This window comes from Paenibacillus sp. FSL E2-8871 (genome assembly GCF_038000345.1).
Lineage (GTDB): Bacteria > Bacillota > Bacilli > Paenibacillales > Paenibacillaceae > Paenibacillus_AQ.
On the sequence record NZ_JBBOBV010000001.1, the window covers coordinates 2,830,641 to 2,854,430 of the forward strand.

General features: G+C 42.1%; 18 protein-coding genes. 1 reads left to right on the forward strand and 17 read right to left on the reverse strand.

The genetic code is table 11. The annotated features are described in order from the left end of the window. Positions 1-17 precede the first annotated feature (17 nt). From NYE25_RS13020 to NYE25_RS13100, 17 genes are all read right to left on the reverse strand, one after another. Entirely contained in the window at positions 18-1,616 is a 1,599-nt protein-coding gene (locus tag NYE25_RS13020; protein WP_042190710.1) for a response regulator transcription factor, read from the reverse strand. After that, a complete protein-coding gene (locus tag NYE25_RS13025) occupies positions 1,591-3,390 on the reverse strand; it encodes a cache domain-containing sensor histidine kinase (protein WP_256716403.1) in 1,800 nt (599 codons plus the stop codon). The genes NYE25_RS13020 and NYE25_RS13025 overlap by 26 nt, the downstream gene beginning before the upstream one ends. A gap of 105 nt (positions 3,391-3,495) precedes the next feature. Continuing rightward, complete coding sequence (locus NYE25_RS13030) at positions 3,496-4,860, reverse strand: ABC transporter substrate-binding protein (protein ID WP_341146069.1); 1,365 nt, start codon at positions 4,858-4,860, stop codon at positions 3,496-3,498. Positions 4,861-4,999: 139 nt separating this feature from the next. Continuing rightward, positions 5,000-5,782, reverse strand: a complete 783-nt coding sequence (locus NYE25_RS13035; protein ID WP_042194330.1) for a carbohydrate ABC transporter permease — start codon at positions 5,780-5,782, stop codon at positions 5,000-5,002. 63 nt (positions 5,783-5,845) lie between these two features. Continuing rightward, on the reverse strand, positions 5,846-6,745 hold the full coding sequence (locus NYE25_RS13040; RefSeq protein WP_076284705.1) for a carbohydrate ABC transporter permease: 900 nt from the start codon (positions 6,743-6,745) through the stop codon (positions 5,846-5,848). A gap of 293 nt (positions 6,746-7,038) precedes the next feature. Beyond that, the gene (locus NYE25_RS13045) at positions 7,039-8,421 is read right to left on the reverse strand and encodes an MATE family efflux transporter (protein ID WP_341146070.1); all 1,383 of its coding nucleotides are present in this window, start codon (positions 8,419-8,421) and stop codon (positions 7,039-7,041) included. Positions 8,422-8,439: 18 nt separating this feature from the next. After that, positions 8,440-8,871 (reverse strand): MarR family winged helix-turn-helix transcriptional regulator, encoded by a 432-nt coding sequence (locus NYE25_RS13050; protein WP_042190718.1) that lies wholly within the window; start codon positions 8,869-8,871, stop codon positions 8,440-8,442. Between the two features lie 154 nt (positions 8,872-9,025). Then, on the reverse strand, positions 9,026-9,850 hold the full coding sequence (locus NYE25_RS13055; RefSeq protein WP_341146071.1) for a carbohydrate ABC transporter permease: 825 nt from the start codon (positions 9,848-9,850) through the stop codon (positions 9,026-9,028). Further along, a complete protein-coding gene (locus NYE25_RS13060) occupies positions 9,847-10,743 on the reverse strand; it encodes a carbohydrate ABC transporter permease (protein WP_341146072.1) in 897 nt (298 codons plus the stop codon). Before NYE25_RS13060 ends, NYE25_RS13055 begins: the two co-directional genes overlap by 4 nt. Positions 10,744-10,811: 68 nt before the next feature. Then, positions 10,812-12,098, reverse strand: coding sequence for an ABC transporter substrate-binding protein (locus tag NYE25_RS13065; RefSeq protein ID WP_341146073.1), 1,287 nt, complete (start codon positions 12,096-12,098; stop codon positions 10,812-10,814). Between the two features lie 276 nt (positions 12,099-12,374). Further along, positions 12,375-13,901: a glycoside hydrolase family 31 protein gene (locus NYE25_RS13070; RefSeq protein ID WP_341146074.1), complete on the reverse strand. Its 1,527-nt coding sequence runs from the start codon at positions 13,899-13,901 to the stop codon at positions 12,375-12,377. 85 nt (positions 13,902-13,986) lie between these two features. After that, positions 13,987-15,561, reverse strand: coding sequence for a response regulator transcription factor (locus NYE25_RS13075; protein ID WP_341146075.1), 1,575 nt, complete (start codon positions 15,559-15,561; stop codon positions 13,987-13,989). Positions 15,562-15,593: 32 nt separating this feature from the next. Beyond that, positions 15,594-17,357: a sensor histidine kinase gene (locus NYE25_RS13080; protein ID WP_341146076.1), complete on the reverse strand. Its 1,764-nt coding sequence runs from the start codon at positions 17,355-17,357 to the stop codon at positions 15,594-15,596. Between the two features lie 205 nt (positions 17,358-17,562). Further along, complete coding sequence (locus NYE25_RS13085) at positions 17,563-20,493, reverse strand: insulinase family protein (RefSeq protein ID WP_341146077.1); 2,931 nt, start codon at positions 20,491-20,493, stop codon at positions 17,563-17,565. 151 nt (positions 20,494-20,644) lie between these two features. Beyond that, positions 20,645-21,118 carry a hypothetical protein gene (locus NYE25_RS13090; protein WP_339266457.1) on the reverse strand — a complete coding sequence of 158 codons (474 nt, stop codon included), beginning with the start codon at positions 21,116-21,118 and terminating at the stop codon, positions 20,645-20,647. Next, on the reverse strand, positions 21,115-22,377 hold the full coding sequence (locus NYE25_RS13095; protein WP_341146078.1) for a DNA polymerase IV: 1,263 nt from the start codon (positions 22,375-22,377) through the stop codon (positions 21,115-21,117). The genes NYE25_RS13090 and NYE25_RS13095 overlap by 4 nt, the downstream gene beginning before the upstream one ends. Next, positions 22,370-22,567, reverse strand: a complete 198-nt coding sequence (locus tag NYE25_RS13100) for a hypothetical protein (protein ID WP_042190727.1) — start codon at positions 22,565-22,567, stop codon at positions 22,370-22,372. The genes NYE25_RS13095 and NYE25_RS13100 overlap by 8 nt, the downstream gene beginning before the upstream one ends. A gap of 318 nt (positions 22,568-22,885) precedes the next feature. Here NYE25_RS13100 and NYE25_RS13105 point away from each other — a divergent pair, with 318 nt between their 5' ends. Continuing rightward, complete coding sequence (locus tag NYE25_RS13105; RefSeq protein WP_042190729.1) at positions 22,886-23,764, forward strand: helix-turn-helix transcriptional regulator; 879 nt, start codon at positions 22,886-22,888, stop codon at positions 23,762-23,764. The last annotated feature ends 26 nt before the right edge of the window (positions 23,765-23,790 follow it).

Here is a 23,790-nt window from a genome sequence, read left to right on the forward strand (position 1 = left end):
GTTCCTCCAATCCAAACTCAATGCCAAGCCGCATATTCACTAGGCCTCATGCCCATTTCCCGTTTAAACAGCTTGATAAAATAACTTTTGTTGGCATATCCCAGATACTCGGAGATCTCTTCCACAGTCTTTCCAGACTGATTAAGCAGCTCTTTTGCCTTCTGAAGCTTTAGCATATTTACATATTCGATGAAATTCTGGTTTGTTTCCCGTTTGAACAAGCGGCTGAAATAGCTGGCATTCAAGTTCAGGCGTCCAGCCATGTCCTCCAGCGTTATTTTCTCCGTTACATGACTGATCACGAACTGCTGGGCTTTAATAACCTCGCTGCGTTTAGACTTGATAGAGAATATACTTATTTTCCGCGCTAATTCTTCCAAGTACTGAACTAACCACTCTTCCAAATGCTCGAGGGTATCAATGTCACTCACCACGCTAAACAGCTTTTCTTCCGCCATAGGCAATGGAGACTGCAGCAGCTGTTTCGTCTTCAATTGCAAGTCCATCAGCAACCGGAGAACACATTCCTTAACTTCATTTGGATGAAACTTTTGCGTTGCCACCCATTCTCGCCATTCCTTTACATGAACACGAAGCTCTGTTTCCCTATTCAGGGCAATATCATCATTAATAACAGCGTACAGACTTCCATATTCGGCATAAATATCATCCCGCGAAAAGCTAATCTCTTCAAAACGGTGGATGCCCGCTGCTGGAAAATAAAACCGCTGGATCTTCTCCTTTAACATCCGCTGCAGTGTTCCGCGAATTTCCTCAGGACTGCGTGCCTCAGCACCAAATATGCAGGAGACAGACAGCTTGAGATATTTCTGTACTGCAGAGGCTGCATTTTGAATGGAATGATAGATCGCTTGGTGGTCTCTGGAAGACTGGTCGCTGCAGAAAAGAATAACAATCTCCTTATGGCTGTATCTCGAAATAAATAAACTGTGATCAGCCTCAAGCACTTCCTGCATAATATTCTCGACGGCAAAAGAAATCGTATATTCACTCATACGGCGCACCCGTGAGGCTTCCTCTGGACGGTCAATCACTATAAGCATTGGAATGTAGGTCTTGGCATGGATCATAATTCCGTTTGACCGGGCTTGCTCGATCCAAGCTACCTTGTCCCAAGATTGGTATAATGTATCTTTTAGAAACTTTTCTTTTAGCGCAGCACGGTTTTGTGATTGCTTTTGCTTATATACCTGCATCTCGGTATGCTGCTGCCTGTTCAGACCCACTTCCTTCACAAGTGTTCTGAGTGCATGTTCCAGCTGCTCGATATTCAGTGATTCTTTTAAAATATATTCTCCTACGTTTAATTTCAGCGCCTGCTGAGCGTATTTGAACTCGTTGTGGCAGGACAGAATAATCGCACGAATTCCGGGCTTCATCGCTCTGAATTTCTCAAGCATCTCCAGTCCGTTCATCTTAGGCATGCCAATATCGGTGATAATCAGATCCGGTGGATTCTGCCGTGCTTTTTCCCAAGCCTCAAGACCGCTATAATAACATCCGGTGAGTTCAATCCCGAGCTCACTCCATGACACGGCCTGCGACAAATAACGGATAACCGGATAGTCATCATCCACCAAAATTGCCGTCAGCATTCTCTATACCCACCTTTCCGTAGTTCAGTGGAAACTCCAAACAAATCTCCGTACCCACATCAGGTTCGCTTGATATATTCAACTTAAATGAAGCACCATAAATCATACTGAGGCGTTGGGCCACATTACGTAAGCCTATGCCGGAGAATCCTTTTCTGTCCTCTTCTGCAATTTGCTCACTACTGTATGCGGTTTCACGAAGTCTTTTTAAATTCTCCTGTGACATTCCGATACCATTATCCTTAATGGTGATAACCAAGGTTCCTGTAGTTGCAATAATACGAGCTTCAATAAAGATCTCACCACCAAACTGCTCGAAACCATGGATGATGGCATTCTCGATCATAGGCTGAATCATAAACCGAGGCACTAGTGCTTCAGCAGTTCCGTCTGCTAAATTCATTTCCAGCCTGACCTGATTGGCATGACGAAAATTCATCAAAGTCACATAATGAGATATCGTATCTGTCTCCTCACGAAGCGGGATAAACTCATTGTCTCTGTTAAAGGTCATACGGAGCAAAGACGACAACGAACCAATCAACTCGGCGTTCTCCTTGTCTCCTTGCATCAGAATATTTAACCGGATCGAATTCAACAGATTAAACATAAAGTGCGGATTGATCTGTGCCTGCAGCATTTCCAGTTCAGCTTTTCTTTTCCCTGTTTGCTCATAGGTGATTTGTTCAATCATGGACTCGATTCGATCTAGCATTTGGTCGATGGTACGGGCCAGTTGAGCCGCCTCATTATTCCCACGGATTAGCGAACGTTCGTCCAATTGACCACGACCTATTCGCTTTACAAAAGCACTTAATTTCACGATGGGCTGAGTCAGCTTAGAGATTAGAACAGTTAAGAGAACGGAAAAGAAGGTAAAGAATAGAATTTGCACGGCTAAGCTGATAAATAAAATCTGTTTATTCTTTGACAATGCCGCCTTCATAGGGATAATGCTCACCATCTGCCATCTGTTGCTGCTCAGCTCCTGGTCAACATACAAAAATTTCTCCCCACTGATCTCGACAGTATCAAGCCGACCTTCCTTTTTCCACCACGTCATTGTTTCACCAATTCGGGCTGGATCAGCATGTGAGACTACAGTTCCCTTGTCATCCAAAAGCATCATCTCTTTGCCATTGTCATTGTTCAGATAAGGGCGGAGTTTACGCTCATTGATGTTGATAATCATATATCCGATCGTGCTGCTGGAGGTCGATTGTATAGGTCTCGCAATAGTTACCCAATTGGCTGAGCCCTTATCAGAATAGTTGTAGTAGGTGTCGTGCTCCGCTCTCCAGAAAGTCGAAATCGGCTGAGTTTGTTTCAATAGTGACATCCAACGCTCGCTATAAAAGGTTTTCGGATTAAAGTCGCTATAAGGATAACTCGTATAAATAAATCCATTCTTACCGATCAGCGTCACTTTCAAATACTCTGAAAGAACGAACATATCATCCAGCATCCGCGACATACGGTTATACTGGATGATCTCTTTCGCTGAATGGAGCGACTCTGGAACAGCAGACATCATCTGCCTGATTTCGCTGTTCTGAAGCACAAAATTGGACTGCTCTAGCGTTTGTTCAAAAATGGCATTCATATTGGCACTGGACGCATTGAGAGATTCTCTTGCGCTGCCAACGGCCTTCTCCAGAATCAGATCCCGGGTTAAATAATCTGTAACCATGTAAATGCAGACTAGCGGGATCAGTACGCAAATCATTGAAGACCAGACAAGTTTCATTCGAAGTGATTGATGCTTTCTAAACACGGATGACAGGCCCCATATCTGTTTTAAATTTGGAGCAGGAGGCAGAAATGCTTTCCTGCCCCCACATTATAAGCCCCCTTGGGGAAGCGTACAATCAGTCTCCGCCTACTTTCCGCTGTTGTTCTGAACGACCTCCGAAATTTTCTTATCGATATTGGCAACTGTGACATCCAGATCCTGTTGGCCAAGGAGATACATTTCCGCTTCTGGAATAACGTTGTTCTTAGCTTCATCCGCATATTTAGCCGGAACTTGCGTCGCACCAGGTGTCGAATTCTCCATCGTATATTTCAGGGAATCAACATCAATCATAGATGGATCCTTAGAACCACTCACAATCGTATCCACCAATTTGTTCGTATCCGATTTCGCCCAGCCAGAGAAGACACGTCCGCCAATTTCCAGTCCTTCTGAGGTATACCAGCGTACAAAGGTGTAAGCTGCTTCCTTATGCTTGGATTTAGCAGCTATCCCCATATAGGTTGGCTGAACAGGTGAGTAATGTTTGCTCTCACTATCCAGTCGAGGGATCGGCGCAAATGCGGTAACGAAGGTTGCTGGAATGGCATCCGTTCCACCCGATTCCGCAACCATCCAGTCACCCATCGGAAGCATCGCTGCTAAACCATTAAAATACTGATTCCGGTAGGCAAGCTTCTGCGAAATAATATCCTCGTAAGGAGTAGCACTCTTATCTTCGTACATCATTTTCTTCATCATCTGCAGATTAGCCTTAAATTGCGGGTCTAGGGCATTGGAGGTTCCGTCAGATTTCAGAAAAGTATTATCCTCAGGTTTACTCATCAGCTGGAGTTGGAAATAATCCGGCCAATTGTGCAGATAGGCGCCAAAACGCTTCGTTGCGCCCTCACCCTTGGTCAATTTCTTGGCATACTCTTCGAAATCCGCCCATGTCCAGTCGGTCGGAACCGGCAGACCAGCCTCATCTAGCATTTCTTTGTTAAGAAGCACGAACCAGCGCTGCATAGATGACGGTAACGCATAGACTTTGCCATTGACCGTAGTGTCCACTAGATATTCATCGGAGAGCTTATACCCTTCTTTCTGAATATATTCGTCCATCGGCGCTAACACACCGATATCTGCACGCTGCGAATAGTTGGTATACGGCAGTTCGACAATATCCAGCGGGTCACTTGCAGCGGCCATCAAATCCAGCTTCTGCATAGAGGCTACAGAATCCCCTTTTTCATTCAGTAGATCCACTTCTACATGAATGTCGGGATGCGCCTTCTCAAACTCTGCGATAATCGTGCTCCACTTCGCTTTGGCTTCCGTCTGCCAGGTACTCAGCTTCAGCGTAACCTTCTCTGCTGCAGGCTCCTTATTTCCACCAGCATCAGGCCCATCTGTTGCTCCTGCATTATTTGTTTTCGCATTTCCACCGCATGCGGTGAGTGACAACGCCATAGATGTGATCATAAGCACGGATAATAATTTCTTTTTCATATAGACCCTCCTATAAATGTGTTGGGTATACCTCGCTTTACAGCCAAAGCTATGTAACTGCTTACAAGAACATCCTAACATGCAGGATAGACGAGGAAAGTTCTCATATTCTACCGAAGAGAAACTATTTTGACTTTTATTATCCTTTCACGCCTCCGAGGGCAATTCCCTCAATAACCTGCTTCTGACCGAGAGCAAAAATAATCAGCAGTGGCAGAATTGCAGATACCGCACCAGCCATCATGAGGGAATAAACATCCCCGTATTGGTCCCCAAACAACCGAATACCTAACTGAATAGTAAACAGCTCTTTAGATTTCAAAAAAATGAGTGGATACTGGTAGTCGTTCCAGGTCCAGATAAAACGCAGAATAGCATAAGTAGCTACAGCGGGACGGATCAGCGGAAAGGCAATTTGTAGAAAAGAACGAAAATGACCTGCTCCATCCATCCTCGCCGATTCAAGATACTCGTTGTTTACCCCCATAAAAAATTGCTTGAGCATAAACGCACCGATAATACTAAAGCTGTTAATTAAGATCAATCCTAAATGCGTATCAATCAGATTTAGCCAGTTAAATAGTAGAAACTGTGGAACCAGCGAAGCCTGCGGAGGAACCATGTAAAGGGCCAATACAACTACAAACATCGCATCTCTACCCGGAAAACGCAGCTTGGAGAACCCATAAGCAGCCAGTGCGCATATCAGCACATTAATTATAGTCGTTGCCAGCGTAATATAAATGGAATTTCCGTAATAACGAGCGAAATCACCTGACCAAACCTGTTTATAATTCTCAATGAGGTTCCACTGCTGTGGCAGCCATTGTATCGGAAAATCAAACACATCTTTCTCCAGTTTAAAGGAAGTGGATAACATCCATAGAAACGGTAAAAGAAATGCGATACCTAACAGTCCCATTGCGATTGTCCAGAACGTTCTGGATAGAAGCTCTTTTCTCACTGTAATTTCTCCTTTCTGCCTTTAATAATTGACCCATTTTTTTTGCGCTAACATCTGCAGGGCTGTAATGATCAGGCAGATGAGGAACAGGACAAGTGCCATGCTAGAGGCATAACCAGTCTTCAATTGATTGAAGGCGGTGTCATATAGCTCATAAACGATAACGGTCGTGGAATTGGCCGGTCCACCCTGTGTCAGCACTTGGATCAGATCGAAGATTTTAAATGAACCAATGACCCCTGTAACCAGCAGGAAAAAGGTAGTTGGCGAAATGCAGGGAACCGTGATATTGCGGAATTTCCGCCAGCTATTGGCCCCATCAATATCAGCTGCTTCATAAAGGTCCTTCGGAATACTCTGTAACCCAGCGATAAAAATAATAATGTTGTAACCGAGTTGAATCCAAATCTGGATCAACATAAGCGACGGCAAAGCATAATGGATATCAGCTAACCATTTTGGCGGATTACTCCACCCCAGTGACATCAGGAATTGATTGACAGGTCCTAATGAGGGATGAAACATTACCTGCCAAACCATAGCGATGGCAACTACACTGGAGATGTAGGGAAGGAAGTAAATCACTTTAAACAAGTCCTTCAGGAACACCTGTTTATCAATCAGGATCGCTAACAGCAGAGCAACGATGATCGTAACCGGTACTGTGATAATAAAGAGCAGATTGTTCAGCAAGCTTTTCATAAAAGCATCATCATGAAACAGCCTTATGAAATTATCCATGCCCGCGAACTTAATCCCCCCTAACCCAGCCACAAAGTTCCAGTTCGTGAAGCTTAACAGCAGTGAGCCCAGCACTGGGATCAACGTCAAGATGATCAGCCCCAACATCAGTGGAGCGACGAATAAATACCCAGCGATTGCTTCGCGCGTATCCATTTTAAGATGAAATTTTCGTATCATAGTTCTCCTCCTTTACTTATCCATAATTGTAGAAAAAGTAAGCCGTAATCATAAGAACTAGAATTGTTCATTTTGGAACTAATTTTACCGATCCTTTAGTTGCGAAGTTTTCTAGACAACCAAGTATAAACGCCTTTGGCGTCCTTATAAGGACGCCAAAGGCGTTTATGCGAGAAATATAAGACATAAAGTATATTGTAAAACTTATACTTTCTTATATTTGCAAAAAAAGCGCGAGCCATGCTCCCGCCATCCACTACATTTCTATTTTTCCACGTAAAGTAAAGATCGTTTTACACGGACGCTACCTCTATAACACCTTTTCCATCCCCGCCAGTGCTTTTCAGCTTTTTACTAAAAATCATAAACAAGATGACGCCCATTAAGCTCGTTATAACTTCTGTTATGGTCATTGACCAGATCACGCCATGAAGTCCAAAGACAGAATGTAACACGATAATCATAGGGATAAACAATACGCCTTGTGTGATGGCCATAATGTTAGTTGGTATCCCCTGTCCGGTCGCTTGAAAAATACTTATAAACAAACCTGTAAATCCATTAAATAAAGCGGAAATCAGCATGGCTACCAAAATATAAGTTCCCATACTTAACACTGAAGGATCATTAGAGAAGAAATGCAGGATCGTTCCTCTAAACAGAAACACTAGACCTACAAAGACAAAAGCAATACCTCCGATATAGGCAAAAGCATGTTTAATCGTTGATTTAAGTCTCGCCATATTTTGACTAGCAAAGTTAAACGCAAATAGCGGAATCAAACCTAAGAATAAGCCCATTGATAAGAACTCCGGAACTTGCACAATTCTTAAGGCCACACCAAATCCGGCAACCACATTTTCTCCATATTGAATCGCGAAGTTATTTAACAAAAGCGTGCTCACAATCACAAAACTAAATTGCAATAACTCCGATACACCTATTTTGTATACTTCTAATTGATCACGAACAGATATCTTGAACTGCTTCAAAAATCCCCTTAAATGCTCACTTTTCGTTTCTAAAAAATAGACATAATAAATCGCGGAACCCACATTCGCTAAAACCATCGCCAACGCAGCACCTGCCACATGCCATTTCAACACAAGAATAAAGAGTGGATCAAAAATTAAACTTAAAGCCGTACTAATAAAGATACCATACATCGATTCTTTGGAGGCACCTTCGGAACGGACTAGCTGTTCCAAGGCAAAATTAAGCACAATGGCAAATCCACCGGCAAAAAGGGTCAAAGCATAAGCCTTAGTAAAGTCTAGAGTAGCAGCATCTGCGCCTAGTAATCGCGTAATTGGATCAATCGCTAACATCGCTATTAGAGCAATAAGAATACCCACTATAATGCTTCCATAAAAAGTGTATCCGGCAACCTTCTTTCCCTTCTCCGTATCCTTTTGCCCCGCGAGCCTTGTAATAAATGTTCCGCCACCTACGCCAAGCATATTCCCAAAGGCCATAAGGACTGTGAAAATGGGTAGACCCAGCGTAATGGCAGTCAGCATACTAGTATTGTGGAGTAAGCCAATGAAATAAGCATTGATTACATTATAGATGGTACCTACAGACATCCCGATCATCATAGGAATGGATAAATGAGCAATTGCCTTCTTGATCGGCGCCGATTCTAAATAATATTGATTGGAGACTTCTGTTTCCATGATTAACCCTCCGAACGTTTATAGACTTGAATTAACTTTTTGCAGTAAAGACTTTAAGTTTGCTGTTTCTTCCGGACTGAGTGCTTTTGTAATGCTTGCTTCTACCCCTGAGAAAATCTCATTGAACTCCTCGACCAAAAGAGCGCCCTTTTCCAAAACAAAAATGCTCTTCTGCCGTTCATCATTTTCAGGTGTGACCCGCTTGATATAGCCTTTCTTTTCTAACCCTTGAAGCATGCTGGTGATACTCGCCCCTTTTCTATTAAAGACTTCCGCCAAATCCTTTTGAATCACACCTTTTTCTTGATGCTCAAAAATATAACCGATCATGCGTCCTTGCTGTGAATTCAGCCCTAGCTCATTCAGCCTGGCGTCAGCTGTACTTTTTAGTTTCATCCCGATCTCTCGAATCAAATTAGAAAATGGTGTATTTTCAACGGGTTTGCTCATTATTATTTCCTCCGCATTCGTATTAGTTAGAACTCTAAGTAACATCATTATCATAATAGTTAGAACTCTAACTGTCAATGTTCTAACTAAATAAAATCTCAAAAGAAAATAAGAGCGAAAGTCTACAAAAGACCTTCGCTCTTATTCGTTATTCTTATCCTTTTACTGATCCTGCAACAACCCCGTTAATAATAAATCTCTGCATAAACAAGTAGAATATAATCATTGGCAATACGCCCAATACCATCATAGGGAAAAATGCGGTCCAATCTGTAGAGAACGGCCCAACATTTTTATAAACCTCTAGTAAAATTACTGCTTTGGAAGGGCTCTGTAGGAACAAAAGTGGAGTCATGAAGTCGTTCCAGACCGCCAGCGCATTTAAGATACATACGGTTGCGATGATAGGCTTGAGCAATGGAAATACAATCACCCAATAAACGCGGAGCTTATTACATCCATCAATAGCCGCCGCCTCTTCTAACTCATAGGGAATCGTATTAATAAAGCCCTTAAACAAAAATATAGAGAACGACATATTAATACAAAAGACACTGACTAATATAACACCCACTAATGAGTTCATTACGCCTAATCCAGATACAACTTTGTATAACGGAATCAATGAAATCTGAAAGGGAACCATCAGCCCAATCATGAATATCCCATAAATTCGTTTATACATTTTTTCTGGTCTTCGTGCAATTACATAAGCGGCCATGGATGAGAATGCTACCAATAATGACACGGAAGACACATTAATAATAACGTTGTTCAGAAGCGCTCGAGGGTAATTCATTGCGGTAAAGGCTTTAATATAATTGTCTAGCATGAAGCTCTGAGGTAGTCCCATTGGGCTGAGCGCTGCCTCTGCAGGTGTCTTAAATGTCGTAACAAGCAGATAATAAATCGGGATCAACATGATAACGGCAAGGATGAGTAAAACAATTTCTAGTATGATCAGGCTACGTTTGTTCATGATATTTTCTCCTCCCATTTATTAAAGCTCCAGGTAATAACCTTGGAAACTATTAATACAAGTAAAAAGAAAATCACGCCAAAGGCAGCCGCATATGCGGTTCTTCCCTCTGTAAATCCTCTGCGAATCAACATGGTAGTAATCGTTTCTGTAGAATATCCAGGTCCACCTGAAGTCATGGAAAAGATAATATCAAACACCTTTAAACCACCGATCATACTCATCATAACGTTAAAAGAGACAGAAGGGTAAAGCAAAGGAAGCGTAACCTTAAAGAATCTATGCCATGCATTAGCACCATCGATCTTCGCTGCCTCGTACAAAGACTCATCTATACTTTGAATATTTGCTAGATAGATTACCATAGCCCATCCCGTCCATTGCCATAATTGCGTGAACAAGACGGAAAATAGGGCGAGTTTGGGGTTACCAAGCCAATTAACGGGCTGAAACCCGAACAAGTGAACCAGTTGATTCAACAAACCATGATCTGCTGAGGTCATGATAAATGACCATAGATAACCTACGATTAAAATACTCAGAATAGCTGGAGCAAAAAATACTGTTTTTAATAAATTGGCTGATTTGAGCTTTAGAGATAGGGCAATCGCCAAAGGAATGGCTAAAATATTCTGTAGAAGGGTCATGACCATCGCATAAACAAATGCATTCTTAACCGCGGCCGTTGTCTGCACATCATGAAATAGCTCTACAAAATTCTTAATTCCGATAAAGCTGTAATTAGGTTTATACACAGACCAATTCGTCAAACTGTATCCAAAATTCATCAGTGTCGGCAAAATAAAAAAAATGCTAAACCCAATGAGTGCTGGGGCAATCATCAATAAATACACGTAGTGATTCCGCAGGGTTTTCGTGAATACCACCTTCATATGTGTTCCTCCCCTAAGCAGAAGGGGCTATGATAGCCCCTTTCTTCCAACATATCTAGTCTGTTAATTTACATGGAATCTCTGATTGTTTTTGCCGTTTGATCGGCATCTTTCAGCGCTTGATCTGTTGTCTTTGAGCCTGCAAGTACTTCCTGAAGTGCCTTACCGTAGCTTTCAACAATTGGGTTTCCGCCCAACCAATACAGCCACGGACCATATACATTCCCGGCTTCAAAGGCTGCAGCAGCGTCTGCAAATTCTTCACCTAAATTCACCTCTACACCCTTCACGAAAGAACTGCCTACATTATCTGCGATCAGAGCTTTTTGAGCCTCAGGCGTTGCTGTAACTCTTAGAACTTCTAATGCTGCTTCCACATTTTTCGAATCTTTGTTAATCGCTAAAGCACTGCCCGGTCCACCGATCATCCAGCCCGGTCCTTTTTCAACACCTGGAAACGGGAACATCCCTAGTTCAAGATTGGAATTCTTCTGTTTGATCGTTTCTAATGCCCAAGGGCCTGATTGCCACATCGCTGACTTACCTGTTGCGAACTCATCCAGCGCCTGATCATAATCCATACCCAACATGTTCGAATCTAAATATCCCTGCTCTATAGTTTTGCTCCAATCTTTAAGTGCTTTACTCCAGTTGTCCGCAAGCAACACTTCACCAGCATTAAACTTGTCGTCGAAGCCTTTGTTTTCTGACTTGGAATAAAACTCATTCAGCACCATGCCCATGGATTGCTTCATCATAGGTTCCCAAGAGGACGCCCCCATAGACTGCGGTTTAATTCCTTTATCCTTCAAGGTTTTATGAATTTGCATCCACTCGTCAAACGTTTGTGGTGGAGTCAATCCATTTTCTTTAAAGATAGCTTTGTTATAGTAAATACCTTCGAACCAGGACTGTAGCGGCGCAGCATAAATCTTATCTTTGAGTGTATAAGCTTGGAATCCTGTTTCTATATAATTACTGATAAAGTCTTGATCTGTAAGATCTAGCAGATATCCTGCTGAAGCTAAGAGAGTTGTTTCTCCGCCGGTCTCAATCAGATCCGGTCCTTCCTTGGAGGCAAGCTGTGTATTTAAGACACTGTTAAACTGATCCAAGGCAACAAATTGAAACTCTACTTCAATATTCGGAAGCTCCTTTTTTAAGAATTCCAGGTACGATTTTCGAATACTCTCCTGGTTGTAAGCCATCAGGCGAACTTTAACCTTCTTGACTTCAGTATTTGCGGCAGATTTTTTGTCAGAATTAGCATTTGGTTTCGATTCCGACTTTGCACAACCGGAAATTACCGAAATGACTAATATAGCAGTAAGCAACACCGCTAATGCTTTTTTCATGTGTACCCCTCCGAAATTAGTATTATGATCTCTTCTTTACCTCTCAATGATAGCGCTTCCTAAAGGGGTAATGAATCAATAATATTCATGATCTTTTAATACATTATTATGGTTTTTAGCGACCGTGGAGGCCGAATGTTAACGCAGATTACGATGGAGCAAACAAATGCAAATATATTCTAACACTATATTCCGATCATCATTTCCATAAAAAAACGCCCACACAATGCCGGCAAAAAATCACTGGCTATGTCGTAGGCGTTAGGAATCAGTAGCTTATGATTGAAGTTCCAATACGATGGGTTCACCCTCTGTTGGGGACAAAACAGCAGTGACTCCACCTTCCAATATATGACCGTATCGATCTTTCCAGATTCCCTTAGGCAACCTTACCCATCGATCGGTAGCATCTTTTAGAAGTATAGGTGCGACTAATATTTGATTACCCAACATAAATTGATCATTGATGTTCTCCAAACCTTGATTAGGAAAGACGTAATCCATGAATCTGGCGATCGGTTCACCTGTAAGACGGGCATTCTCCACCAGTTGAAGGATCAGCGGGAGATATTCATTTCGAAGCTGAACACTTTTCTTAATAAGATCAAAGTTCTCCGGACTGAGTACTCTCCATGGAGCAGCAGAAAATTGCATCGTGGGAAGCAGACAAGCAATCTCTGCATGGCGAACAAACAATTCCTCATCCAAGTGCTGACGGTTCTGATGGAAGTTCAAATATTCCCCCCCGCCAATCATATCGGTACATACAAACGGATGACCTGTTATTCCTTGTACAAGTGTGTTAGGAATTAGCGATTGTATTCCATGCTCGTCCCAGCTATGATTTTTATCGGCTAGTCTCTGCATAAGAGGTAAGCCTGCCGCTTTCCACGTCACCCGAAACTCATTATATTCGTATTTACTTCCATACTCCGCCCATAAACGAGATTGCGTATTCTGATCCGTTGGTCTATTAGTAATCATGTCATCACAATAATACACACTATCACCAGCATCAAATTTGAATCCGTCTACCCCAAATTCTTTCATTAGTACACCAAGCTGCTGGTCTAGCCATTTGATCGTATTCGGATTAGACATATCTAATATCGCCGAATATCCATTCCACCATTTGGTGATAAAAGGTTCCTTATCGTTCGTTTGAATAAGCATGTTGTGATCTCTTAGAAACCTGAATTCCGTCGTATCTGGCGTTATAAAAGGGCATATCCATAACATTACCTTAAAGCCTTGTTGATGTAGGTCCTCGATCATTTGTTTGGCGTCAGGGAATTTCTCTTTGTTAAATGACCACTTCCCATAATAATCACTCCAACCGTCATCAATCATCAGAACACCGCTTGGTAAACCATGTCCTGTGATATCCGCTGCATATTTCATTACATCCATCTGATTTTGATTAAAGGTCAGTTCAATCCAAGTGTTATACTGTGGCGCTGTAAATAGATTCATCCCAATAGATCCCTTTTGGACAGGAAAGTGCTTGGCGCGTGCATCGTTATATGCCTCTTTAAGAGTATTAAACTGTGCATTCAATATGGGCTCACTCTTAAAATAATCGATCGATATGCTGTCTTTTTTAAATTGAATATGGAACCCGTCTGCACACCAAATATATCTTCCCTTCGTCGAAACGAAAAATGGCATCGCTTGGTTTACGGTGTTATTGATGGTCAGATCCAATTCTATTTCAGAGTTCCCTCCAAAAGGCTGGGCCCACCCATGATGTGAATACCCGCCATACCAATGCTCGCTCTCTAACAATTCAAATGAAATATTCAACAAGATCACTCCCTCAGAGTTCTATGATCTCGTCATTGTATCATCGAGCTAACAACTCCAACACGAAATATATTATCGTTTTATATCACTTTGTTATGTGTTTATTCTTGTATTCATTAGGTGTCATACCATGCATCTTTTTGAAGAGTTTAGAAAAGTAACTTGGATTATCATAGCCGATATTATAAGAAATCTCGTAACTTTTCATATCGGTATGCTCTAACATATACCTAGCCTTATCCATTCTTATCTCAGTCAATGAGACCCACATACTCTTTCCCGTTTCACGTTTGAATAAATAGCAAAAATAGTTTTTGCTCATCGCTACATGTTCACATACTTCTTCCAAAGAAACATTCTCGCTATAATGCTCTTCCAGATATTGAATACACTTCTCCACAGACTGATTGACACTGGAGTTCCCTTTATTTTCAAGGGTAGTAATGCTATTGATCATTTTCGTCATAAAGTTTGTAAGTTGATCGATGGTCGATAGCTTGAGTAAGTCTTGATAGTTCACGTTCATGATTACATTAGAGATCGAAGAAATATATTTCCCCTCTAAAAGATATTTCCTAATTTCAGTAAGGGTGTTAAAACAAAAATCATACACATCATCCAGAGAAGAAGGGTTGATATGAATAGTATGTTGTAAGATTTCAATCAACTTTTCACGAGCCGGGACAATTTTGCCACTCAAAATATAAGAGACAATCGTCTTCTCATCTTCAATCATCTGCAATTTATCGAACGCAGTAGTCTTATAATTGTATCCGTGACCCAGAATTGCACCGTTATTTGTATATTGACTTAGGCGTTTCAATTTCTCTACTTCATCGTAAGCTAGCGGGAGTTCTTTAAGTGCATGATAACAACTGCTAAAACATACGTTAGACTTTATTGCGAACGTTTCCATGAATGAATGTATCATTTCTTGTGCACATTGCGGGGCCTGGTCTAAGTGAATTTGAGAAATTAAAATATACCACCCGTCCTCTTCATATTCCAAAATTATGAGTTCACCATATCCGCTTAAAACACTTGATAAAATCTCCTGAATATAACTACTCTTAGAAAGAAGTATGTTACTGATGTCCATAAATTCATTAATCGTTTCATTCTCTATATTCATACTGAACAAGACATAATTATCAAAACTAAAATTAAGCTCACTGGCCATCCCTTGAAGAGATCTCTCTGCGACCGTTTTTTTCATAAATCCTTTTATCATTCTGCTTTGAGAAATATGCTTATTTTGCTGAATCATCTTCTGTGTTTTTTTGTTAGAAGAAATTTCATTTACAACTTCCTTTAAAGCCATATCTAATTCCAGCTCATCAAATGGTTTTAAAATATAGGCAGACGCTCCATATTTCAATGCTTGCTTCGCATACTGAAACTCTCCAAACCCACTTAGCAGAATAATCCTAGTCTCTTTGTTTATTTCTCTGACTTGTTTAATGAACTCAATCCCATTCATACCGGGCATGTTAATATCGGTAATGATCAACTCGGCTTGGTAATTACGATACAGAGCTAAAGCTTGTTCCCCAGATTGCGCAGTTGCAATAACTTGAATACCATAAAACTTCCAGTCAATTGTATTCTCCAACATACGCACCGTCAAAAGCTCATCATCTACAATTAATGCGCTGATCATAGCTGTCTCCCCTTCTTTATCCGGTAGTATTGTTATTTCTGAATAACAATAGATATTGTGGTCTGTTTACCATATTCCGAGTTTATACGGATGCCGCAATTTCCACCGTATGAGATCTTAACCCTCTCATGAATATTCGCAAGACCGATACTACTTGATTTGCTTCCTACCTGATTGTTTTTAAGTTCATATTCTATCTGCTCTTGTTCCTCCGTTGACATACACCCGCCATTATCGATTACAGAAATAAGGATATGCTCATCTTCTTCTTGAATTGAGATTACTAAATAACCGTGACCTTTCTTTAATATCCCATGTTGAATTGCATTTTCTACAATGGGCTGTAGGATCAACTTAGGAACTTTCACGCTTGATAAATCTTCTGGAAAAACTACCTCGTAATCAAACATATTGGGATACCTGTACATTTGAATCTTAAGAAAGTTCTCTGCGTGATGAATTTCTTTCATCAGTTCTACCATTTCATAAGGCTGGTATATGGAGTAAGTCAACATTTTACCTAGAATCGTTGAAATTTCAGATATAGCTTGTGAATCATTACTTAATGCTAATGCTTTAATAATTTGCAATGTATTATTTAAAAAATGCGGATTGATTTGATGCTGGAGTGCCCGTACTTGGGCATCTTTCGCACTAGCCTGTTCAAACAAAACCTCATGATTTAGATCTTTAATTTTGTTAATCATTTTGTCCGCTGTGGCAGATAAAATAAGAATTTCCTTAGTACTGTCATCGTATAAATCTACTTCTAAGCTTTCCAATGGAATCCTTTTGAATTTCTGAGCTAACTTTGTAATCGGTTTCGTAATACTTTTTGAAATGATCATGGATGATATTAGTACGGCAGCGATGGTAGCTAATACGGAGTAGAAAGAGAACATGATCAATACATGAATGTGACGATCTACTTCATCCAGCGATTTGAGACCAATATTTTTCCAGCCAGTGATCTGCGAAGTATCATACACCACTGAATATGGAGATGTATCTGAGTCCGTCTGATCGACAATAAAGCTACCTTTATCACCGATAAGCTGCTGCTTCATTTGCAACATCTGCTCTCCATTCAAGTTATTCGAGGTGTTCCAGACGATATTACCTTGGGAGTCAACGATCATGATCGCATGTGAAAAAGATAAATCTCCAGAGTAAAACATCTTATCCACATAAAAGTTAAACACTAATGTCGCGTTATAGTCTTTATGTACATTTCGGTAGTCTTTAACTGGGATGAACATGGAGATCGTTTGCTCATCTGTTTTATTAAAATAATAATCTTGTGCGTGTAAGCCTGTGAATTTTACGATGGCATAGTCATCCTGCTTTGAAGGAAACCAATCTTGCTCCCAAAAGTTATAATCACTTTTGATAGAGCCTCCAGAATGATATAAAGCGGTGCCCTCTTTGCCGATAATTATAATGTCTTTAATATCATAATTGTAACCGATTGCATTTTGCATCGCATATTCAACAGTCCACTTGTTAGCTAGCTCATATTTGTAGTTGATCTCGTCCACGGAGTTGCGATATTCAACAGCCTTTAAGATATTTTCATTACTACCTAAGACTTGGATGATCTTCTTGAGGTGGCTGAAGTATGTATCCATAGTCGATATGGATTGCCCGACGAGTTGTTCTCCAGTACTAACCGCATTCTCACGAAAAGTTTCTTTGAAATATTGGGTGATGGCTAAACTGAAAATACCCAAAATAACGACTAGCATCGTAATAAAATAAACATTAATTTTACTTCTCAGTGAGCTGGGTCTTTTCATGATCTGGCTCCTCCAACCTTTGAATAAATTCAAGGGTCAAAAATTCTGTTTAAACCTCATTGTACTATAAACGCCCTTTAGGGGGACGTCAACGGTGCAGGTTGGTCAAAGACGGATTCCAACTTATCCAAAACAAAAACGCCTCCCGTTCAATGAACGGAAAGCGTAATACATGGATGTCCTTCTTCAGAATCCTGTTTTCTTGTTACTTCACAAGTTCCTCTAAACTTCCGAATAATGCTTTTGTCGATTTCAGCTTTGAAGCATTGCCGACCACCGTGAAATAATTTTGTTCCGTCACAGCCTTAAGTAAATCGGTGTACTGTCTGATATCTTCTGGTGTTGTCGACAAGATTTCATCCCGCTCTCGCTGCAGTTCGGCCTCCGTCACCTGTTCAAAATAATGTCGGTCCGCCCGCCGTCCCTGTGCGCTGGGACTAAGAGGCTGATCCAGCATAGATAAGGTGCCAATGATCGCTTTGGTCATCTCATCGGGATCTGCTTCATACCCCTCAACAAATCGATAAGCCTGATCATAAACCTCCAGCGTCTCCTGCAAATTCGGATCACGGTAGGAGGTGAACATCATTATCCCATCTCTGCGCAGAACCAGGTTTCCGCCATACGCACCGCCCTTCACACGTACGGCATTCCACAGATAGGTAAGGCTCATGATTTTCTTGAGCACCTGCATTTTGCCTGAATATGTGAATCCTAGCTTAGTGAAGTCGTATCCCTTAACCACATATTGTACCTGGCTGGAAGACATGAATCCTTCATTGTCCGCATGTCCCTGTGCCGTAATCTTAGGCTTATTTACTACTGGCCGATCCTGGATACCCAGCTTCGCTGCATTAGCTATGAATTCTTCATACAAATCAGGCGTACCAGTCACGCTGATGACCAAGTTGTTTTTATTGAACAAATCCCCACAGATGTCCTTCAGTGTGTCTGCCACCTGAGCTCCCTGCTGATCGAACGTCTCGGCAAGCTCGCGGATAAAGCGATAATAAGTAACGCCGCCCTGTTGTTCCTGATACGCTCCCATGTCCGAGAAATAGGACATCAGACGGCTGGCCGCAATCTCATTCCCTCTTTGATTCAGAATCGATTCCATCTGCGAGGCTTCCCGGCGGACGATTTCCTGCAGCTTGGTCAGATTGTCGAGCGCACTTGTGTAGAGTATCTCTCGCAGCAGGTCCAGTGATTCACCAATATGCCCCGCCATCACCTTCACCAGCGCAGAGAATTTAGGCTGATAGCTCGCCCCCGTAGCTTTTGCAGCGCCATAGAGCTCATTCCTGAAATATATGCCCCCGGTTTTGATCCCGATTTCACTGGTGAGCTCTTCGATGCTGTAGGACGCAGTCTCCATTTGGCCCAATACCTCTGCCAATAGCACCAAATAAGGAATCTTTTCAGGGGCTATAACACCCGTATCCCAATAAAGCTTGCAGTAGGTAATCTTATGGGTAGCTACCTCATGGTGGATCACTTTTATTCCCTCATTGATTTGTTCATGGGTCGGCACCTGAGGTTCTACGCTGCGGTTAATATCCTGTAAAGACAAGCTCGGTAGCTTCTGTAAATCTTCGGCTGCATCCGCACGACTCTGCCGCGCCAGAAGATGCTGTGTACTCTGAACAAGCTGCTCCAACTGATCTGGTTGCAGTGACGCTTTGTATTCACTCAATTGATGCTGAGTGGATGCTTCCTTTTCCGCTGCGATCGTCTTGGACGGGTTCAGTACCACCACACTGCAATGATCACTGTTCAGCAAATAGTCCTCAATCAGCTTCTCAAAATAACGGTCCGCAAGCTTTTCCCGAATGGCCGTGAGCACCTCTTCATAGCGCATGTGAGTAGTCGGCTGACCGTCATAGAGCCAGGATTTCATCACTTCGATATTGTAAGTAAGACCCTTCGGATACTGGTTAAAGTCCGCTTCCCGCAGCTCAAATTCCTTACTGTTGACCGCTGCCAGCACCAGCTTCTCATCTAGTCCGTCCTGGACCAAACGCTTTAATGTAGTCTTCACCAGCTCCACAAAGGCATCTTTGGAGGAGGCATTGGAATGCGTCAGCGTAATACCTAGCAGCGGTTGAACCATACTGTCGGAATAAAAAGCAAACGCGTCTTTGCCAAGTCCACTTTCGAGCAAGGCTTGCTTGAGCGGAGCTGCGTTGCTGTCCATCAGCATGCTTTTTAAAATATCAAAAGCAAGGTTCAGTTCCCGATCTGTAGAAGTTCCAATCACATAATTCAGACTCAAATAAGTCTTATCAGTGGCTGTTTCTGCTTCCAGAATCGGATAATCCCCTACCAGCTCCGTCATTCCAATGGGCTGTTGTAGGGCAATGGAAGTATCGAAGCTATTTCGTTCATAAGAACCAAGATATTCCTGGTCTATAAATTGCAGCTTCTCTTCAATATTAACGTCTCCGTAGAGATAAAAATAACTGTTAGACGGATGATAATAGTTGCTGTGCGCCTTGAGAAACTGCTCATAGGTTAGCGCAGGAATTTCCTGTGGATCTCCACCTGAAGAATGACGGTAAATCGTGTCCGGATACAATGACTTTTTGATTCTATCCATCAATACCGTAGTCGGCGAGGAGTATGAACCCTTCATCTCGTTGTAAACCACGCCTTTATAGATTAACTCATCTTCGGGATGCTGAAGCTCGTAGTGCCAGCCCTCTTGCTCAAAAATTTCTTGTTGCTTATAAATATTCGGTTGAAAAACACTATCCAGATAAACCTCCACCAAATTAGAGAAGTCCTGATCGTTCCGGCTCGCTACTGGATACATCGTCTTATCCCCAAACGTAAATGCGTTCAGGAACGTCTGCATCGAGCCTTTCAGTAATTCTACAAAAGGTTCCTTGACCGGATATTTCTCCGAACCACATAATACGGAATGCTCCAAAATATGAAAGACCCCCGTACTATCCTCAGGCGGGGTCCTGAAGCTTACGCTGAATACCTTGTTGTCATCCTGATTCTGCACGAACAGCAGCCTGGCGCCGCTCTTCAGATGTTCCAGCGTGAATACGTTGGATTCGTTCTCCGGGATAAATTCCTCATTAACAACCTGAAATCCATAATAAGTGTTCCCTGTGATCAAACGGCTCATAGATTTCCCTCCTCTGTTTAGGGATATGATAACTCTACATGAGCTTATCATATCCCTGGGCGATTATTCCATCAGTAGAAGGTCTCCGGGATTAATTTCTGGTTCACATAAAACAAGACCACGCCAGTATAATTACTGACAAAGCCTTGTTTTATTTCAAATGATCTTTTAATATTGCTCCGAGTTCAGCTGTGTATTTAGTCAACCTTAAGCTTATCTCTGTACGCATAACATCTCGAGTTAATCCAAAGCGTTCCTGATATCCTCGGCAAAAGATTTTGTAATACACCAAGAATTCCTCCTGTTCATCTGCCAGCACCCTGATATTCCGCTGTTTCAGCTCTTTTTGCAGCCGATAAGTATCCTGCATGATCCGGCGTTGAATGGCTTGACCAGCCATCAGATAGGCACGTTTAAGAATGTTGCTGGAGGGCTCGATCTCTTTCAGGCTCTTGCTAACCATAGTATCTATATAAGGAAGCAAAATGAGGTCTCGAACCATCGTACGTTCCTCCACAGTTATCATTTTATCTGGGTTCTCACGCTGCTGTTCCTCGTACTGCTCAACATGCTCGGTCATGATCATTTTCGTTTTCCAGCGTTCATTACCCTCAAGTTTACTCATTTATAGTGACCTCCAATCTGTTCAGCTCTTTCTAAGGCAACACCGGATTCAAGCATAGATGAAGCTCTGATTAGAGCTTTACTGCCATAACGAGCTTTTATTTGATCGATTGCACGTTCTTTGTTGTAAGCCCGAACCCTGTCATCAAAGAGTGTAAGTTGGATGACGCTATCATCTGATAGGTTAGTCAAGGAAATCGCTAATCGACCTATGGGAAGGCCCGACCAGTTGTCTGCAAATAATTTTTGCGCAGCAGCAGCTACTTCGTGTGTTAGTGATGTGGGTTCGGGCAATGTCATCTGACGCTCGTAAGCGTTTGAACGCTCTCCGTCCGTCTCTAAAACTGAAATAGATACTACCGATCCCATATAACCATACCGCCGGGCTCGCTGGCATACTTCAATGACGAGCTCAAGCAGCACAACCTCAATATCCGTATGCCTGGTGTATAAATTCCAGCGCAAAGCCTTGCCATGTCCCACTGATTTGATTTGATGACGCATTCCTGTGACCACTGGACTAGGATCTAGCCCGCGCGCAGTTTGCCAATAATATTCCGCTTGAATATCACTTTGCTTCCCCATGGTAGTTCGCATTCGTCGCTTAAATTCTGACAGTTCCATTCGCGCAATATCTCCAATTGTGGATATACCCATACGCCAAAAATTCTTGGTCATTCTAGCCGCTACCATAAACATATCCTGCACGGGAAGTTTCCAAAGGGTCGTCTCTAATTGATCAAAAGTCAGTTCGTAAATTCCATCCTTCATCTTTTTGGCGTAGTTATCTGTCGCCATCTTTGCCATAACCTTAGTAGATCCAATACCTACCCGAGTCCAGACTCCCGTCGAAAGTAAAACATGATGCTGAATTTTATGAATCATATCCTGCAGCGATCCTCCGAAATATGCAAGAGATCCTGTGACATCAAGAAACTGCTCATCGATACTGTAGGGTTCTACCAGATCGGTATATGTTCGGTAAATCTCTGATATTAAGAGTGATACTTTAATGTAAGTCCCCATGCGTGGCCTTATTACGATTAGCTCTGGGCATTTTGCTAAAGCTTCACCTACACGCGAAGCCGTTGTTACCCCCTTCGCTTTTGCAAGCGGGCAGGCCGCCAACACAATACCGTTCATTCTTGTTGGATCCCCCACTGCAACAGGTTTATCTCGATATTCAGGGTGGGCAGCTTTCTCCACAGAGGCGTAAAATGCCTGGCAATCAGACAGTAGAATGACGCGATTCTTAGGCATGACGTTGTTCCTGCACGGGCTGCCATGAAAGAATATTTGCTGCCAAGAACATGCGAGGCGTTCCTGTAGTCAGACAACTTGCTCGTATGCGTCCGTCACGGATACTGTGTATTTCAATTTTCCGCTGGCTGATATTTCTCGCCTTATCCTGATATATAATTTCAATTATTTGGCCGATGCTGATTTGCATGCGATCGCCTCCATAAAAATAAGAACACTTGTTTGTATTATATGCGTAATCGGGAATTTTAAGCAACAAAAAAGGTGAGGTAATTTCCCCCACCATACCGGATCTGATTTTTTAAAGCTGAGAATAATCTAATCCAGACCGAACGAGATCACAGTTCATTAGAGTGCATCCATGTGCTATAAAAAATGAGCATCCAGACCTGCGTATTCAACAGAGATTGAACAGACAACGAAAAAAGTTTACACTTTGATAGAGTAAACAACAGTAGTAAATTATTGATCTGTACTCAAAAGCTTTTTCTAGAAAGGAATTTTGCTAATGTTCCGTTCCTCCTACACCTTCCGCTCGGAAGAAGAAGCTTCCATGCTTCTGTTTGATTCTATCGGTTGGGAACAACTCGATTCACCTGCCTACTCCTTCAACGGCCAGAACCGGACGGAGAGAAGTTGTGTTATTTTTCAGTACACATTATCGGGAGAGGGTAGAATTGAAATCGATGGGGTTGTTCATCGGTTAACGAAGGGCAAAGCTTTTCTAGTGACTGTCCCCAGCATACACAGGTACTATTATCCGGAAGAAGGCACAGAGCCTTGGGAAGTTTTATGGCTCAATCTACGGGGGCCTTTAGCGATTTCACTTTGGAACCAACTCGCTGCTCATTGCGGTCCAATTGTAGAACTCCCCCAAGAATCGGTTTCGATAGATTTATTGTGGAGTACATTCAAGGACATTCAGGTTCATGAAGAAAGGGATTTGCATCTTTTAACGGGAAAAGTCTTTCAGTGGATCTTGTCCATGGAGAAATACCTCAAGAAACCAAATTTGTTAACCACCTATATAAAAAATGACAAGCTTCACGCCGCTATTCAATTCATGAAGGATGATCTGCATAATAATAATCTAAGCTTAGACGATGTTGCCGCTCATGTTGGTGTTTCCAAACATCATCTTTGCAGACTGTTTCAAAAAAACATCAATCTTTCACCCTTTGAATATTTAAAAAGACGGCGGATCGAGTTGGCAGCTTCCAAGCTTAAAACAACAGATTTGAGTATCAACCAGATTGCGACGGAGAGCGGATTTGATAATGCCAGCTACTTCGGAAAGGTTTTTCGATCCTATTTTGGGGTCAATCCTTCGACTTACCGCGAACAGGATCTAGCGTTCCAAACCAAACATGTATTTTTCGAAAATTGATCCATATAACAAAGGAGCAAGCCAGT

Bases quoted from the DNA above. Each gene is read 5' to 3' on its own strand.
- NYE25_RS13020 (WP_042190710.1), bottom strand. From the start codon at position 1,616: ATGCTGACGGCAATTTTGGTGGATGATGACTATCCGGTTATCCGTTAT.
- NYE25_RS13030 (WP_341146069.1), bottom strand. From the start codon at position 4,860: ATGAAAAAGAAATTATTATCCGTGCTTATGATCACATCTATGGCGTTG.
- NYE25_RS13035 (WP_042194330.1), bottom strand. From the start codon at position 5,782: ATGGGACTGTTAGGTATCGCATTTCTTTTACCGTTTCTATGGATGTTA.
- NYE25_RS13040 (WP_076284705.1), bottom strand. From the start codon at position 6,745: ATGATACGAAAATTTCATCTTAAAATGGATACGCGCGAAGCAATCGCT.
- NYE25_RS13045 (WP_341146070.1), bottom strand. From the start codon at position 8,421: ATGGAAACAGAAGTCTCCAATCAATATTATTTAGAATCGGCGCCGATC.
- NYE25_RS13050 (WP_042190718.1), bottom strand. From the start codon at position 8,871: ATGAGCAAACCCGTTGAAAATACACCATTTTCTAATTTGATTCGAGAG.
- NYE25_RS13055 (WP_341146071.1), bottom strand. From the start codon at position 9,850: ATGAACAAACGTAGCCTGATCATACTAGAAATTGTTTTACTCATCCTT.
- NYE25_RS13060 (WP_341146072.1), bottom strand. From the start codon at position 10,743: ATGAAGGTGGTATTCACGAAAACCCTGCGGAATCACTACGTGTATTTA.
- NYE25_RS13065 (WP_341146073.1), bottom strand. From the start codon at position 12,098: ATGAAAAAAGCATTAGCGGTGTTGCTTACTGCTATATTAGTCATTTCG.
- NYE25_RS13075 (WP_341146075.1), bottom strand. From the start codon at position 15,561: ATGATCAGCGCATTAATTGTAGATGATGAGCTTTTGACGGTGCGTATG.
- NYE25_RS13080 (WP_341146076.1), bottom strand. From the start codon at position 17,357: ATGAAAAGACCCAGCTCACTGAGAAGTAAAATTAATGTTTATTTTATT.
- NYE25_RS13085 (WP_341146077.1), bottom strand. From the start codon at position 20,493: ATGAGCCGTTTGATCACAGGGAACACTTATTATGGATTTCAGGTTGTT.
- NYE25_RS13090 (WP_339266457.1), bottom strand. From the start codon at position 21,118: ATGAGTAAACTTGAGGGTAATGAACGCTGGAAAACGAAAATGATCATG.
- NYE25_RS13095 (WP_341146078.1), bottom strand. From the start codon at position 22,377: ATGCCTAAGAATCGCGTCATTCTACTGTCTGATTGCCAGGCATTTTAC.
- NYE25_RS13100 (WP_042190727.1), bottom strand. From the start codon at position 22,567: ATGCAAATCAGCATCGGCCAAATAATTGAAATTATATATCAGGATAAG.
- NYE25_RS13105 (WP_042190729.1), top strand. From the start codon at position 22,886: ATGTTCCGTTCCTCCTACACCTTCCGCTCGGAAGAAGAAGCTTCCATG.